Genomic DNA, 15300 nt, shown 5'->3' with positions numbered 1-15300 from the left:
GCCGTAGAGGCCGCACCACCACGACTGGGGGATCAGCAGTTGTAGGCCCGTCGCTTGTCCTCGCTCTGACCCCCGCCCTGGCCCTCGGTCAGCTTGGCGGTGTCACCGACCTCGATCGGCAGCAGTTCGTCGTCGAGGATCGTCGTCTCGGTGCTGAGCAGGCTGTCCATGGTCGTTCCTCTCGGAGTGCGAACGGATGGTCGCGCCGTCCACCCGCCACCAACGGATACGCCGGAGCGTGTGCACCTCGTGTCCACGGCGGACGGTGCACCTCCAGAACACTGCGGGTCCGTCCATGGCGGCGAGCACATGCCCGTTGGGCGCACGTCATTTGCGCATCACGCACAAGGGCCTCGACGCGCAGTTTCCGCCCAGCTACCGTGAGTTGGTTGCCGTCTGGTTCGGCCGGGGGTCGCGATGCTCGCACACGCACCGAACTGGGAATCGCCCAAGGCACGGGCACTCGTCGACGGCGGTGACGTCGGCGGCCTGATCCGCTGGGCACGCACTGAGCTCGGATGGCGTCAGGCCGACCTGGGCAAGGCGACGGGCTACTCGGCCTCGGCGGTCTCCCGGCTGGAGACCGGACACCGCAGCGCCACCGACCTCGATATGATCCGAAGTTTTGCGCAGGCACTGTTCATCCCTGCGAGCGCACTTGCCGTAGTTCTGCGCGTATCCCCTGCTTCGCGCACTAAGGTTGCTGCCGACGCTGGAAGGCACACCGAAGCCGAAGAGGACTCGATGAGGCGCCGTTCCTTGCTCCAAGCTGCGGGCCTCGCCGTCCCGCTCACCGTCTTGAACGCACTCGACGAGTCGCTCGCCCTGCTGCCGAGCCCGACTGCGGCTCCCACCGTCTCGAACCTCACGGCCGAGTTCCGGCGAGCACGGGCGCTCTTCGATGCCGGTGCCCACAAGAAACTCATCCTGGTGCTGCCGAACCTCCTGGCAATGGCCCATGCCCGCGTCGAGAACGGCGAAGCTGACGATTACGCGCGGCTCGCCGCGTGCTACGACCTCGCCACCGAGGCCCTGTCTAAGATCGGGCGCTACTCGGCCAGCAGGATCACCGCGGACCGGTCCAACATCTTCTCCGACCTGTCGGGCTCGCCCCTGGCTGCAGCAGCTTCTGCACGCGCGTTCAGCATCGTCCTGCGCCACGAAAGCCGGGTCGCGACCGCACAGCGGGTGACTCTTCATGCCGCCGCGAAGGTGGAGGCCGCCGGGCTTAACACCCCCGCGCAGGCTGCGACGTACGCTCAGATGCTCTGCACCGTGGCATACGCGGCAGCGCAAGCCGACGACCGCGACCGCGCCTTGGAGATGATCGGCGAGGCCGAACGCGCCGTGAAGCTCCTTCCCGGCCGACAAGAATCCCCGCAGGCATTCAATGTGACGCCAGCGTCCGTCGCCCTCTACAAGGTCGGAGTCCTGTGGGGGCTAGGCGATGCCGGCGCAGCTGTCCATGCGGGCAGGAACCTCCACCCTGGCCAGTTCCCCACTGCCGAACGCCGGGGCCGACTGCACACCGACATGGCGCGGGCCTGGTGGCAATGGGGCAAACCGGAGGAGACAGCGGTCGCCCTGCTCTCCGCTCACCGGGAAGCCCCAGCAGAGGTCCGGGACCGTCCCAGCATGCGCGCCATCGTCACCGAACTCACTGAACGCCACCCTCACACCAGCACCGTCCGTCAGCTGGCTGCGGCCGTGCGTACACGAAGCGCCTGAGCGACCGCTCGCCCTCCTCGCTCCCGAACCCGCGGATACAGCGGCTCCCGAGCCACACGGCCTGCGCAGCCGCTTTTCTGGCCAAGCACACCTTCAGGAGATCTTGGGATCTGGTCTCCGCCCGCATGGTCTGATGAGGTGGGTTCGGCGTGCGAGCACCGACGTACTTGCGGGAGGGAACACGGATGGGCGAGGCGAAACGGCGGCGGGACAAGCAGCGCAGGGACCGGGAGGCGGGCATCCCCGTGCCAGTACGGGAATTCGCCCGGGAGCCGCGCCAGAGTCCCACTCTGGACGACGCGAGGCCCGGAAGGCTCTCCTCGTACGCCCGTTGGGAGATCGGCACGGACGTATACGGGTGGATGATCCTGCTGTCGTACCTGGAGTATGCGGAGGATGGCGATGATCTTCCCGCCGGCCTCTTCGCCCCCCGCCGACCGGGCGAGAGTGAAGAGGACTTCGCCACTCGGCGACGCGCTGACCAACTGCTCGTGGAAACCAGCGCGATGGCGGGCACCCCCAGATCCCAGGTCGCCGAAGTGCTGTCCTCTTGGGTGCCGCAGTCCATGGTCCAGGGCCTGGTGCGCAGGCTCGGGGAGTGGGGCGCCAAGCTCCTCGACGACAGCGGTGCCACCGTGGACCCGGTGGAGTGGGCGGCCGACGCCCGCCCTCTTCTCGGTGGCCTCTGCCCGGCCGCGCACTGGGATGCCGGACTGGACCAGCTGGAAGTCCTCGCTGGCAGCCACCTGGTTGTCACCGAACCAGCCCGCCAGCAGCTGGTCGAACATCCCGTTGCCGCGGTGCACGCGATGGCCGCCCTGGTCGCCCGGCTGTACGACCAGACGGAGGTTGTGCCGGATCGGGCGAAGGCGGTCCTGGAACTCGCCGACAATGCAGGCAAGATGGGCAAGCACATCTTCTAGGTCAGCCAGGGGTAACGGGAGTCATCCATGAGCAGTCGGAAGGCGGCCGACGCCGGACCATGGGCGGAGGCTGTCCGCCGCTCCACGGCGGCAACCACCGCTGCGCGCCCAGGCGGGATGGACGAGAACTGCTGGGATGACGTCGCGATGCGCAACATCATCGCGATCGTGCTCTACGCCCTGCACATGCGCGACGGACAGCCGGTCGAATCGATCGCATGGAACGCGGTGCTCTGGCAGCTGCGCGATGACCGGCGCGTCGACGTGCTGGTCAACCGGGTGCTGCCAGGGGCCGGCCACGACCTCGCGCGTACGGCCGCGCCCGGCGATCCGGTGGCGGAGACGTGGCGCTGGCTGACCCGCACCTGGGACCCTAACGCCCCCACGAGGGGCTTCAGCACCGTGTTCCTGGGCCAGCCGCACCGCGCCGAGACCGGCTGGGTGCCGGACGCTCCGGAGCTGCGGTGGGGCGGGATGAGTCGGGGAATCGGGTCCGGGCTGCCCGACCCGGCCCTGGAGATCTGCACGCATTGGGCAGCGGGCGTCGTCCAGAAGGCGATCATCACCGAGCGCGGCGGACACCACACCCATGACCGCGTCGAGGTCACCGCCGGGGTGTTCGAAGGGCAGCGGGGGTACGTACGGGACTCGGGCTGGGTGCTCGACGACGAGAACGAAACGGCAGAAGGACCAGCCGGGTACGTGGTCGACCTGGACGACGTCGAGGGCACGGAGGACATTGATGCCGACCAGCTCCAGGCGTGCACAGACCTGCGCTGGGCAGACCGCCCCGCGGGCACGCTCAAGGACGGCCCTCCTCCCGGCCTCAATGCCCCACTTTCGCCCCGGAAGACATGTGCCGAGGACCTGGCGGAAATCCTGGACCGGGCGAGCAACCCCGAGACCGTCCCCGACGAGCTGCACCGCACCGTCGCTGCGGCGAAGGAGCATCACCACCTGGAGTTGGACTGGCAGGCCAGCCCGTCGCCGCATCGGGTCACATGGCGGGTGCTTCAGCACTGGTACCAGCTGGGCGCGCATTACGCCGACGACCAGCGTGCCGACCTGTTCGAGGTGGTCGTCACCCGGCATCTGCACGATTCCGAGCCCGTCCACCACCTCGCCCTGAGCATGGAGGACGTGGAAGCCGTGATCGCCCGCTGTACTGCGGTGGATTGACAGCCCTATGCCCGCGCTCTCCGGCGGGTGAAGCGCAGCAGCGAGGCGGGGGCCTTGCGGGCACAGCGTGAATTCCGGGAAGTGCAGCCAGGATCTGGGGTGGGTGCTTAGCGTCGTTATGGACGATCAGCGGCAGGGAACTCGGGGAGGCTGGCGATGGGATGGACGCGGACTGCGACCGAGGTGGTACATCGCGGCCCCTTCATTGCCTTGAACCGCGACACGGTGATCCGGCCTGACGGCAGCAGCGGCACATACGAGCACATCACGGTCGACGACGGAGTCCGCGTGGTCGCCCTCGACGAGCAAGGCCAAGTCGTTCTGGTCGAGGACGACTTCTACCTCCAGCAGCGGCGCGTTCTGCACCTCCCCGGAGGTGGCAGCGGCGGCCAAGAGCCGCAGGCAGCGGCACTGCGCGAGTTGGAAGAGGAAGCAGGGCTCATTGCCACTGACGTACGGCCTCTCGGTGTGATCGATCCGCTGCCCGCTGCGACGACCGCGAGGACGCACCTCTTCCTCGCTACCGGCCTGCGGGCTGGCACGGCCGACCGGGACGACACGGAGATCGGTATGACGGTGCACTGGTGGAAGCTCAGCGACGCCCTGACTGCCGTTCGCGCAGGCCGCATCACCGAAGCCGGCAGCGTCGCCGGGCTTCTCCTTGCGGCACATGCGCAGGGCTGATGGCCTCCTACTCCTGGAGGTCACGCCGTCGGCTACCGAGAGGAAGCCGACGGCCATCCAGTAACAGACCCCCAGGCAAGGGAGCCGACCTGCTCGTGGAGCGTCGCGATGTAACGCGGCTTCCTCACACGGCTGTCCGCGCGGTGAGGACGTGCCCGGTAAAGGCAGCAAGCTCGTCCTGCAGCGGCACGGTGCGTTCCCGTAGACGCTCCACACGGCGACGGGCCGTGTCGTACGAAGCCCAGGCCCGCACCCGCTCCGGGGCAGGGAATTCCCGGTCGAGGGCGAGGGCAGTGTCGTCGGTACCCGGCGCCGCCTGTTCTGCGCAGTAGACGAGCCACGGCTCCCGGAGCAAGGTCAGCTCAAATGAGGCCCGGCTCGCCTCGAACACCGGCACGGTCAGCGGATGATTCGGCCCGAGCGCGGTCAGCAGGTCGGTCAACGCCTGATCCACGTCGACGCTGTGCTCGACGGAGGCACCGACGATGCTGTTCGGATCGCAGTCCGTGCCATGCGCGCAGGACGGAGCCCGGAGGGCAAGCGTCAGCTGGGCCTGCCACGCGGCAGCCTGGGCATCCGAGTCCTGGGCCCCCGTACGCCGAAGTCTGCTGATCCATGACACTCGCGACTCTCCTCCAGGCCAGTGGATTCGTTCGTCACTCTGCCATCGCACGAGGGGATGCACCAGGGAACCGTGACAGCGCCCGCCGCAGAACACGAGCGCACCCTGCCAGACTCCGCGTGCTGAAGATCGCATGGAGAGCACGTGGGGCGGCGTTGCCACCACCAGGACCTGCCGGGCGGCGGCGCTACACGGGGACGACTGATCTTGGGCTTCCCCGAGGCCCTGCCCCGAGACGCACCGCGTGTCTACGATGCCGTTCATGGGCAATGACCTCATGGGCAAGCGATGGGACGCAGCGTGCGCGAAAGCTCGGGAGATCCGGCCGTGGCCGAGAGACGAGCAAGACGCCCTCGCCCTGGTCTACTACCTCATCGCGACCCGCGAGGCAGTCGAGGTGGAGGGCATCTCCACGCGGTCCGTGCGCTATCAGATCGACGACCCGTTCGTCCTGCAGCAGCATCTCACCGAACTGATCCCCGGCCCGCGCTCCGGTCACACGCACGATGCCGCGGAGGCGCTGGCCGAGCGGGCCCGGACGCGGTTGGCCGAAGCCGACGCAGATGAGAACCGGTCCAACCAGACGCGCTCCGTGGCGAGCCGGATCCGGCGGGTGTGGAAATCGATGCAGGGCGTCCACTTCGAAGACCGAGAGGACAGCCTGATGTCCGACGAGGTCGGCATCACGCTGGAAGAAGAACACCGGTGGCGTGACACCGGAGTGAACCTGTTCGAGCAGGCGGTCGGCAAGCTCCGCACCCGACTCGATGGCGAACTACTCGGCGCCGGCGGGCATCCCTCACTGTGGGACGAGGTCGAAGTCACCGGTGGTGTGCACGCGGGCCGCGTTGGCAAGGTGTCCGCCGTCCACTGGCAGGCAGACCACGAGCGGCACACCGTCGGACCGGCCCCCGAGACGTTCACTGTGCAGTTCAGCGACCTGTACGAGAGCCTCGACATCGCCGCCGCTGACGTGACCGCCCTGCCGGAGTGGGACCGCTCGTTCGTAGTGGTCCACGCGGGCGAGCCGTTCCCGACGAAGTGGCACGCCTCCGTTCTGCTCGCAGACACTGACGTGAAGTCGCTCTGGCGGCAAGACGCGCTCGATGCGCTGCGGGACGCGTGGTCGGACTTCGAGCGCCTGGTCGTCTTCGTCCCGCGCCAGGCCGACGGCAGCCCGATGACCGCCGAGCACCATGAATGGGTAGCCAGGGCGATCTCCTGCGCCGACGAGATCATCGTCCACTGTCCCTCCGGCGCCTCCACTCCGCTGCAGCAGGGCCTGCTGGCGGACAGCCCGACCGCTGCGGTCTGCGGGCGGCTCGTGGTCCTGGTCCACGGCGGCGAGCCTGGCCAACCGCTGAACCGATGGATGGAGCAGCACGCGGTACCCATGGCCGGCGGTGCGCCCGAAGCCGCCTCGATCGTCCTCAAGCGCACCGGCCGAGGCCGGGAACGCCAGGGCGGGGAACGAGACGTACCTCTGCTGGTGGCCCGAACAACCGGGTACTACGGGTGGAATTCCGCTCTACGGGACGCCCACAAGGCACTCGTCAGCGCCCAGATCGAATGGGTCCACAACGACAGGGACACAGAGCACAAGACGCTGTGGTGGTCGATGCGTGCACGCATCCGTCATGCCGATTACCACATCACGAGCGAACTGCTCCTGTGCCACCCCATGATGACCAGCGTGGTCGCCTACCGCAGGCGCGAGAAATGGACGGACTGCGAGGTCATCCTGGTCCCCTGCGACAACAGCCTGTCTAGCTCCCCCGTCCGCGAAGCGCCGAAGGGCCTGGCACTGCAGCTGCCAACGATCCTCACGGATTTCAGCAGCGGGAGCGACAGCCGGACCCGCGGCCAGCAGACCCTCAACGAACTCATCGGCATCGACGGCATCGACACAGACAAGCTCCGGCGGTTCGGGAACCGCAACGACTCATCCCTCCTGGCCGCCCAGCGCAACGTGGCCGTGCTTGAACTGACCGAGGACCAACTCGCTTCCATCCGCGGCCAAAGCGACGGCTCCACCGACAGCAGGGTGGGAAGCCGGGTGGTGATCTGCCGAGTAGCGGACCTGCTGGCCGAGCCGATCTGCGACTGGGCCACGCTGGGAGCCATCACCAGGGCTGTCATGCCAGCCTGGCCACCAATTTCCGGCGACTTTTACACGGGCCGTATGTGATCTGCGCCTAGCCGCACTGTTCCTCGCTCGCGATACCACGGCTAAAGGGGAGGGCTGTCAGGCGCGGACGCCGCTGCGCGTCGCGAGGCCGCGTAGTTCCGGCGACACCGGTCCCCCGCGCCCGAGTCCGACGGAGATCGTGCGCAGCACCGCCCATACCAGCGTGGATGCCGCGTTATGTCTGCCCGCCGATCGCCTCTCAGCGCCGAGCAAGGTCCTCTGGGCCACCCAGTGCAGAAACCGAGGTAACGGGTGGGGAGGTGGACTGCGGTGGGCTGACGAAGCGGCCAAGCAGCAGTGCAGTCAGCGCCACCCCGATCAGTAGCACGCCGCAGGCGAGGAAGGTTCGTGCCGGGGCCGCGGCAACGAGCACCGGCAGCACGGCCATCCCGGCCATGCTCGCCACATGCAGGCAGGTGCTATCGACGGTCATCAGCCGCAGGCGCTCGGCCAGCGGTAGCCGGGACAGTTCCGTGGAGAGGTTGACCGTTCCCAACGGTACGGTCAGGCTCGCCGTGCCCGTCAGGACCAGGACCTTCATCAGGTCGTCGGCGAAGGTGAACCCGACCAGGACGGCGCCGCGCAGCGCCCATGCCGTGCAGTACACCGTCAGGAACCGGCCCGGCAGGGCGATGTTGCCGACCACAAAGTTCCCGGCGACCGAACCGATGCCCATGCACATGACGACCATCGCGTACGCGCCGGCCTCCGCCTCCAGCCGGGCCGTCAGCAGCACGGGAATCCCGACGGTGGTGATCGCGTACAGGAACTCGCCCGCACCGTGCAGGCCGACGGCGGAGGCGAGCGCTGGGTGTCGCCGGAGCAGTGGCCACGCTCGCGGCGCCGGCCCCTCCTCCTTGGCCTCGCGCACTGCCGAGCTGCCGACCGTCGCGATCCGAACGTCTTGATCAGCGCGACGCGCCAGCCAGAGCAGCGCCAGTGCCGAGACAGCGAAGGTCGCGGCATCCACCAGGAACAGCATCTCCGGCTCCATGACCGCCAGCAGAACCGCCGCCGACCCTGGACCGATTACCCAGGTGAACCGGCCGGTGAGATCCATCAGCCCGTTGACCTGCTGGACCTGGTCGGCGTCTACGAGTTCCGGGGTGAGGGCGCTTCGGTTGGGTTCGGTAATCGCGTCGGAGAGGCCGATCAGCACGATGACCGTGAGCACGCCGCCGAGCCCGAGGGAGTCCCACAGCCAGGGCATGGCGCCCACGACCAGGACCTGCGCGCCCTCGACTCCGGCGAGCGCCTTGAAGGAAGCGAACCGGGCCAGCAGACGTCGGCCGAAAACACCGACGAGGATGTGCGGAACGGACTCCACGATGACGACGACGCCCATGGCCGCTGCGCCCTCGCGCTGCCAGGCTGTCCACATCAGCGCCAGGGTGAAGAAGCGGTCCCCGAAGACGCTCAGAGTTTCGGCGAGCCACAGCACAAGAACGTTTCGCTGCCGCAGCAGCCGCAGATACCCCACGGCGCGACACCCTAGAGAGCCCGCCAGCCACCTACGGCCAGAACAGGCAGGGCGGCCCCGAATCGAGTGACAGCCGGAAGCGGTTCAGATGCGGGGTCGGCGCCCGCCCGGAGAGACCCCGGACTCAGGACTCGGTGTAGCGGTCCAGAAACGCCAGCTCAGTGTCGGTGAGACGGCGGGGCCGTCCGGTATCCAGGTTGTAGGCGACGAGGGTGGTCGTGCCCTCGGCGTACACATGATCCGCATCGCGAATCTCATAGGCCAGGTCGAACCACACGCCCTTGCGTTGCGCGACCCTGACGCACACATCAACAGGGTCCTCGCGGTACTGCAGAGGGACGCGGTATTCGACAGCAGCTCGGCTGACGACGAACGCGTGCCGACGGCGGTCTGCTTCGTCCGCGGGCAGCGCCTCCTGGAACATCCGCGTGCGCGCCTCTTCCATGAAGCGGAGATATAGCGCGTTATTGACGTGCCCGTACGCGTCGGCGTCGGCCCAGCGCAGCGGGCAGGGGTAGGTGTACCTGTCCACGTGTGGATTCTTTCGAGAAGAGGGGTGGGGCTGCGGCAGGCGTGGCGGTGGCCACGCCTGCCGCATTGGTTTCCGGCGCATGCGGTACCGGGACCGGTTCGGGCGCCTAGGCTGCCTCGTCGTGCGAGTTCGGCGGGTCGCTGTCAGGCAGGGGCAGCTCGGCCAGAATGTCGCGGAGTATGCGCTGCTCCACGTTGCGTTCGCCGAGGAGCTGTTCGATGCGCTCCGCGGCGGCCTGCGGTTCGGCAGGAAGCCCCAGGCGCACCAACTGCTTCGCCTCGTGGAGCCGCTCGCCGGACAGTTCCTCGCGCGGGACGCGTGCGATCACCGTCGTCGGCGCCACTTCAGTGACGCCCCACTGGCCAGCGCATTTCTCCACGGCCCAGAACACGCTCCGCTTCGAGGGCGAGAGCGTCAGCTGGGCGTCGGGACCCATAAGGCGGCTGAGGGCCGGAAGAGGGATGCCGTCCTCGCCTGCCTGGGCCGCGGCCTGCGCCGCGCTGCTGACCAGAAGTCGAGCCGTGCGAAGGTCTTCGGCGCGAAGGCGGTCTGCCTCGGCCAGGCGGCCCTGCGCCCGGTCCCGCTCGTGTGCGCCGTTGTGCGTCTCGTCCGCCCAGGCGTCGCGGACACCACCAAGGGCGTCGCGCTGGGCATCGGGCTCCACCTCGGCTCCGGCCTCGACCCACGTCATGACGACGAACCGGCAGTCGGGCATGATCGCCGGGTATGCGACGTGGCTGACGATCTCGATCGTGCGGTAGTCGAGCGTCGGCACGGTGGCGAGGAACACGTGCCCGTCGCGGTGCTCCACGAAGTCGGTGTCCGACTCCCAGATGCGGAGCACCTCGGGGTTCTTTTTGACGTCCTCGATCAGTTCCTGGAGATCGGGGTCGTCGCCGTGGGTGGTCTCCGCGAAGCGGAGCATCCGCACGAAGACCGTGGCGTGCTTGTGCCAGTCGTGATAAGTCGCGCGCCCCTCAGCCGTGGTCAGTGCCCACCTGATCAGGTTGGCCTTCGGCTCCATCACCCACGGCCAGGTCTCGGCCATCGCGGTGTTGTACGCGAGGATGTTCCAGTTCCGGTCGCTGAGGTATGTGGGACTGGGCATCTGCTGGTCGATGAGCAGGCGCAGTGCGGGTCCCACCTCGGGCTGCCCCTCGGCGGACCTCAGATAGGTGCCAATGTTGTGGAGCAGCAGCGCGTGGCGTTCTTCGGAGTCGAGCTGCAGTAGTTCAACCAGAGCTTCGCACTGTTCCTGCGTGAAGCGCGGTGTAGCGCCGGATTCGATGCCGCGCAGCTTGCGCTCGCTGATCCCCAGGGTGCGGGCGGCTCTCGGCTGCGTGACCCCTGCCGCCTTCCGCCACCGCTTGAGCATCGCGCCAAAGCCTATGAACTGCCCGGCGGGCGCATGCTCGGTCGGCACGAGTTCTACCTCCGCAGCACCAGCGGCACCCACGGCGGCGTGCTGCTCTGTGCTTGTCTCGGAGGTCTCCTCTTCCGCAGCGCCGTTGCTGTCGGGCTGGTCCGGTTCGTTCGCGACCATGAGATCCTCCCTATTTTTTTCGGAGCGGGAGCGCCTGTTTTCGGGCATGAAAAAGGAGGGTCAGCGCAATTGCTGGCCCCCGCCCTGCCTCTCCCCACCAAGACCATACGCAAGATTTGGGCGATCTTGACCAGGTGTGGCATCGACCACAAACCGGCGTGAACGCGTTGTTCACTCCTGAACGGAATTTGGCTACGGTGGCGAGACGATCGCTACCGAATCGGGCATCTCGGCGGGCAGTCCATGATCATCCCGTGGAACCGGCAAAAGATTGCCGGTTTTCGTGTTCGGCCGCAGATGCCGGTCTAGACCAGATCGCAGGATTTGTCACGCGGGCCACTTGATCACCTCATTCCGCTTACGCCGCAAGCGACTTACGGCTCCGTAGGCGAGCAGCCGGGTGCGTGTCACCTGCATCATCTATGCATGTAAATCGGGCAAAAGATCACCGTTGACGCCTCTCATACGGCTTGGCTTAAATCCTTCTGACCAGCCGGTTCAACACGTTGTGTCATGAGGTGCAGGGGGTCGCAGTGGAGATCATCTCCGGGATGCTCGGGGCGACCCGACGGCTACCCGCGTCACGGCCTGCGGCCTCGACCCGCAGGCGCCGGTGTCGGCGCCCTCCCTCTGCGACTTGTACCGCAGCCTTTAGCTAAGTCTGGATCTTGTCGCAGCGTCCGCATATGTTCGTCGTCCCTCGCCGGGCCTCCCGCCCGGCGCCTGACGCCAGAAGGAGCGGCATGCGATTCACGCGAGCCAGCCGGGCCAGGTAGCCCAGAAAACAGCGGCGGCGCCCGAGAGGTGCAACTCCCAGACGCCGACCGCCAAATGGAACTCCTACCCGTGCAAGGGCCGGAGATTTACCCACCTTCACCGCACCGGGCCAATTCCCAAACACGCCCCGGAGCGGCTACCACTTCAGAGGAGAGTGTTGCATGCGCACTGCCCTGCGCAAAAGGCCGGTCCGCCCGGCCAGCGCGGCAGGCTGCCCCCTGTCCACTGCCCGTGACCGCATGTCGGTCGGACAGGGCCCGCTCCAGCACTGCGTGGGAGGTGGGGCCTGATGGCACGCATCCGCACGATCAAGCCGGAGGCGTTCGAGTCGGAGGACCTGGCCTCGGTCAGCCTCACCGCGGAGCGGACCTTCTTCGGGCTCCTGACCCAGGCCGACGACTCCGGCCGGCACCGCGACCACCCCGCCATCATCGCCGGACGGCTGTGGGCCCTGCGCCCGGAGCACACCGCCACCCACGTCGCCCGCGACCTGGACGAGCTGGCCTCCGCCGGGCTGGTGTGCCGCTACACCGGATGCGACGGGCGGACCTGGCTGCACATCGTGACCTGGGACCAGCACCAGAAGATCAACAAGGCGACCGCTTCCCGCCTGCCGCGCTGCCCCAGTCACCAGGCCCGGCAGCACTGCGGCAAGTGCCAGGACGCGGCCTGCCCCAGCACGCGCACAGAGGCGTCGCCCTCGGCGGCGCTGACTGCTCCCGGAGGACTCCCGGAGGACTCCCGGAGCCCGCGGGGAGGGCTCCCCAGCCCCGTCATCCACACCGCCGACGCCTCGGGGCGTGCTCTGGAGCCCGAGATGGCGACGGTCGGCTCCCCCACGGACACCGACTCGACGCCTGCGGGTAAAACCGCAGGTCAGACGGCACTACCAGAGGACTCCCGGAGGACTACGGGAGGGCTACCGGAGGAGTCACGCCCTGGATCTAGGATCTTGGATCCTGGATCTTTCCTTACGGGGCGCGATGCGCCCGCGCCCGATGCCTCCTCGGTCAAGGTCTCGGCCAAGCATCTGGTGGCCGAGTACGTCCGGGGCTGCAATCGCCGCCCTCCGGCGGACTTCCTCGGGCATCTGGGCCGGAAGGTCAACGCCCTGCTCGACGAGCGGTTCGAGGCCGACGACATCCGTGCCGCCCTCGACAAGCTGCGGGCCAAGGGGCTCAACCCCAGCGTGCTGCCGAGCCTGGTGAACGAGGTCGTCAACGCCGCGCCGCAGTCGGCTGCCGCGCTGTCGTCCGCCTCCGGCGCGGGGCTCTGGGCCAGCACCGGCAGCGCCTACACGCCGTATCTCAACCCCACCGCCGAGCCCACGACGTTTGGAGGCCGCCTGTGACCCGCGCCCGCTCCACCGACCCGCAGCCCGCGATCTCCGAGCGGCTGCGGGAGCGCCTGGAGGCCAAACTCGCCGAGCGCGGCCTGGACCTGGACCGGCCGCTGCCGGACACTCCGGAGCCGATCCCGGCCCTGGAGGCCGCCCAGGCGCGCATCCCGGTCGACTACCGCGCCGCGCTGCCCGAGCACCCGGACGTCGCCGCGTGGGTGAGCGCCATCGCCGACAACGCCGTGGCGCCGAACGCCGAGGGCGTCAACCCGCACTACGGCACCGCCGGGCGCAGGGAGATCACCCACGGGCCCAGCCTGCTGCTGTGGGGCTCCACCGGCGCCGGCAAGACGCATCAGGCGTTCGGTGCGATCCGTGCCCTGACCGCTGCCGGATGCGGGGTGCACTGGCACGCCACCACCGCCGCCGACCTGTACGCCGAGCTGCGTCCGCGCGCTGGGGTGGACCCCGAGCACATGCTGCGGCGGATCATGCGGATCCCGCTGCTGCTGCTCGACGACCTCGGTGCGGCCAAGCCGAGCGAGTGGACCGAGGAGATCACCTTCCGGCTGGTCAACTGGCGCTGTCAGAACCGGCTGCCGACGATCTTCACCAGCAACATGCCGCCGGTGCGTACCGACCTGATGCCGGCGCGCCAGGCGGTGCTGCGCGACAAGGTCGGCGACCGTGTGCTCTCCCGGCTGTCCGGCATGTGCACTGCCGTCGAGTTCACCGGGCCCGACCGCCGCTTCCAGCGCCGCTGACCTGCTCCTCGCGCCATCGATTCCACCGTGCGGCCCTGCCCGCCGCGCCCTGTCCCGCCTCGCCGCACACCGCCGCACCGCGGTGCTGCCCTGCCCGCCTTCCTGCGAGGCGACCTCGGAGACTCCCTTGCGCTACAAGACCACCAACGACTCGCCCGCGCCGGACCTGCGGGGAACTGGCGACCACAGCTGGCACGCCCGGGGCTCCTGCTACGGCATGGACCCGGCCCGCGCCGACAAGCTGTTCTTCCACACCGTGCGTGACCGCCGGGCCATGGCCGAGGCGAAGCAGATGTGCGCTACCTGCCCGGTGAAGAAGGACTGCTTCACCTACGCGATCGACCACCAGGTCATCTTCGGCATCTGGGGCGGCCTGACCGACAAAGAGCGCAAGCAGTGGCTGGAGAAGCGCGGCGAGCGCCTGGACTACGACCGCGTACGCGCCACCCTCCAAGGCCGCGATGTGCCCCTGACCACTGCGGAGCGCAGCATCGTCATCCACCAGCTGTGCCTGCGCGGCTGGAGCCCGGAACGCGTGGCCCACCGGCTGAACGCCGACCTCGACTGGATCCGCGACCTGATGCGCGAGGCCGCCCGCGTCATCGAGGCGCGCGACCTCTACTGGGACCTCGTGGAGGAATCCGTGCAGGGACCCAACGGCACCCGGGTCGTCCTCCGCGAGCGTCGCCCGGACGAGCGTCGCCCGGACGAGGACGGTACACCGGAAGGCCGCGAGCTGCGGACCCACGCCCTGATCGCCTCCCTCGGAAAGGCTGCATGACCACCCCACCGCTGCAGAGCCTGGGACCACTTCGCCATCGAGACCACCCGGACCACAAGGTGCCACCGGTGAGCATCACCACGACCCACCGCAACTTGATCATCGGCGGTGCTGCCCTGGTCGCCGCTGTCGCCATGGCAGCCTCCGCCGACACCCTCGCCGCCCTCGGCCGCGCCGTGGGCTGGGGAAACGTGCTCTCCTGGGCCCTCCCCGTCAGCGTCGACGTCCTGGCCTTGGTCGCCGGCCTTGCCTGGATCGCTGCGGGCACCGGCCGCAGCCTCGGCCGCGTCCTGACCCTCCTCACCGTCGCCGTCTCCGTCCTACTCAACGCCTTGGGCCACCTCGTGTCGACCGGGCACCTCACCACCAGCCCATACCTGGTGATCGGTGTCTCGGCCGTGCCTCCGCTCGCCGCAGCACTCGCCGTGCACCTCGGCGCCACCGTCACCACCGACCGCACCGCGCCCTCGGCGGACCACGACCGAGCGGACCACGGCGTCGAACGAGTAGACCTGACCGGTCCGAAGAATGCAGGCCAGGGCGCCGGGGCAGACCAGCTGCCGGACCACGAGCACCGGCGGACCGCAGACCAACTGCCCGCCCCTGCGCTCGCCGACGACGAGCACGGACCCACCCAGGAGCATGGTCCGGCGAGCACGGACCAGGGTGCCCCGGCGGACCAGATGCCGGACCACGAGCACCCGCAGACCGCAGACCACGACACGCGGACCACGGACCAACCAGCCGACTCCGCCCCTGC

The 15300-nt window shown here is 68.6% G+C and carries 14 protein-coding genes; 9 read left to right on the top strand and 5 right to left on the bottom strand.

The features are described 5' to 3' along the window. Positions 1-32: 32 nt before the first annotated feature. Positions 33-170 (bottom strand): albusnodin family lasso peptide, encoded by a 138-nt coding sequence (locus ACFWZ5_RS04740; RefSeq protein ID WP_384890338.1) that lies wholly within the window; start codon positions 168-170, stop codon positions 33-35. 247 nt (positions 171-417) lie between these two features. On the opposite strand from ACFWZ5_RS04740, the gene ACFWZ5_RS04735 reads away from it, so the two are divergent. The 4 genes from ACFWZ5_RS04735 to ACFWZ5_RS04720 all read left to right on the top strand — a co-directional run bounded on the left by ACFWZ5_RS04735 (position 418) and on the right by ACFWZ5_RS04720 (position 4514). Next, complete coding sequence (locus tag ACFWZ5_RS04735) at positions 418-1728, top strand: helix-turn-helix domain-containing protein (protein WP_384890336.1); 1311 nt, start codon at positions 418-420, stop codon at positions 1726-1728. A 185-nt stretch (positions 1729-1913) separates the two neighbouring features. Continuing rightward, a complete protein-coding gene (locus tag ACFWZ5_RS04730; protein WP_384890334.1) occupies positions 1914-2651 on the top strand; it encodes a hypothetical protein in 738 nt (245 codons plus the stop codon). 27 nt (positions 2652-2678) lie between these two features. Continuing rightward, entirely contained in the window at positions 2679-3830 is a 1152-nt protein-coding gene (locus ACFWZ5_RS04725) for a hypothetical protein (protein ID WP_384890332.1), read from the top strand. 210 nt (positions 3831-4040) lie between these two features. Beyond that, on the top strand, positions 4041-4514 hold the full coding sequence (locus ACFWZ5_RS04720) for an NUDIX domain-containing protein (protein WP_384890330.1): 474 nt from the start codon (positions 4041-4043) through the stop codon (positions 4512-4514). Positions 4515-4638: 124 nt separating this feature from the next. Here ACFWZ5_RS04720 and ACFWZ5_RS04715 read toward each other — a convergent pair whose 3' ends face one another. After that, entirely contained in the window at positions 4639-5136 is a 498-nt protein-coding gene (locus ACFWZ5_RS04715) for a hypothetical protein (protein ID WP_384890328.1), read from the bottom strand. A 262-nt stretch (positions 5137-5398) separates the two neighbouring features. Here ACFWZ5_RS04715 and ACFWZ5_RS04710 point away from each other — a divergent pair, with 262 nt between their 5' ends. Then, a complete protein-coding gene (locus ACFWZ5_RS04710) occupies positions 5399-7324 on the top strand; it encodes a hypothetical protein (protein ID WP_384890326.1) in 1926 nt (641 codons plus the stop codon). 199 nt (positions 7325-7523) lie between these two features. Here the strand turns inward: ACFWZ5_RS04710 and ACFWZ5_RS04705 are convergent, their stop codons facing one another. From ACFWZ5_RS04705 to ACFWZ5_RS04695, 3 genes are all read right to left on the bottom strand, one after another. Further along, a complete protein-coding gene (locus ACFWZ5_RS04705) occupies positions 7524-8804 on the bottom strand; it encodes an MFS transporter (RefSeq protein ID WP_384890324.1) in 1281 nt (426 codons plus the stop codon). Positions 8805-8928: 124 nt separating this feature from the next. Then, positions 8929-9336, bottom strand: a complete 408-nt coding sequence (locus ACFWZ5_RS04700; RefSeq protein WP_384890322.1) for an acyl-CoA thioesterase — start codon at positions 9334-9336, stop codon at positions 8929-8931. Positions 9337-9442: 106 nt separating this feature from the next. Then, positions 9443-10879 (bottom strand): helix-turn-helix transcriptional regulator, encoded by a 1437-nt coding sequence (locus tag ACFWZ5_RS04695; protein WP_384890320.1) that lies wholly within the window; start codon positions 10877-10879, stop codon positions 9443-9445. Positions 10880-11945: 1066 nt separating this feature from the next. On the opposite strand from ACFWZ5_RS04695, the gene ACFWZ5_RS04690 reads away from it, so the two are divergent. The 4 genes from ACFWZ5_RS04690 to ACFWZ5_RS04675 all read left to right on the top strand — a co-directional run. Further along, complete coding sequence (locus ACFWZ5_RS04690; RefSeq protein ID WP_384890318.1) at positions 11946-13007, top strand: hypothetical protein; 1062 nt, start codon at positions 11946-11948, stop codon at positions 13005-13007. Continuing rightward, on the top strand, positions 13004-13759 hold the full coding sequence (locus ACFWZ5_RS04685) for an ATP-binding protein (protein WP_384890316.1): 756 nt from the start codon (positions 13004-13006) through the stop codon (positions 13757-13759). The genes ACFWZ5_RS04690 and ACFWZ5_RS04685 overlap by 4 nt, the downstream gene beginning before the upstream one ends. 127 nt (positions 13760-13886) lie before the next feature. Then, on the top strand, positions 13887-14540 hold the full coding sequence (locus tag ACFWZ5_RS04680) for a WhiB family transcriptional regulator (protein ID WP_384890314.1): 654 nt from the start codon (positions 13887-13889) through the stop codon (positions 14538-14540). 68 nt (positions 14541-14608) lie between these two features. Next, a partial coding sequence (locus ACFWZ5_RS04675) for a DUF2637 domain-containing protein (RefSeq protein WP_384890312.1) occupies positions 14609-15300 on the top strand: 692 nt, incomplete at its 3' end.

Origin of the sequence: Streptomyces sp. NPDC059003 (genome assembly GCF_042740445.1) — a bacterium.
In the GTDB taxonomy this organism is placed as follows: Bacteria; Actinomycetota; Actinomycetes; order Streptomycetales; family Streptomycetaceae; genus Streptomyces.
Note: the sequence above shows the minus strand (reverse complement) of the source record. Positions and strands in the feature narration are given on the sequence as shown.

What these genes read in the sequence shown, in the direction of transcription:
- ACFWZ5_RS04725 (WP_384890332.1), top strand. Translation starts at nt 2,679, where the DNA reads ATGAGCAGTCGGAAGGCGGCCGACGCCGGACCATGGGCGGAGGCTGTC.
- ACFWZ5_RS04710 (WP_384890326.1), top strand. Translation starts at nt 5,399, where the DNA reads ATGGGCAATGACCTCATGGGCAAGCGATGGGACGCAGCGTGCGCGAAA.
- ACFWZ5_RS04690 (WP_384890318.1), top strand. Translation starts at nt 11,946, where the DNA reads ATGGCACGCATCCGCACGATCAAGCCGGAGGCGTTCGAGTCGGAGGAC.
- ACFWZ5_RS04695 (WP_384890320.1), bottom strand. Translation starts at nt 10,879, where the DNA reads ATGGTCGCGAACGAACCGGACCAGCCCGACAGCAACGGCGCTGCGGAA.
- ACFWZ5_RS04735 (WP_384890336.1), top strand. Translation starts at nt 418, where the DNA reads ATGCTCGCACACGCACCGAACTGGGAATCGCCCAAGGCACGGGCACTC.
- ACFWZ5_RS04730 (WP_384890334.1), top strand. Translation starts at nt 1,914, where the DNA reads ATGGGCGAGGCGAAACGGCGGCGGGACAAGCAGCGCAGGGACCGGGAG.
- ACFWZ5_RS04740 (WP_384890338.1), bottom strand. Translation starts at nt 170, where the DNA reads ATGGACAGCCTGCTCAGCACCGAGACGACGATCCTCGACGACGAACTG.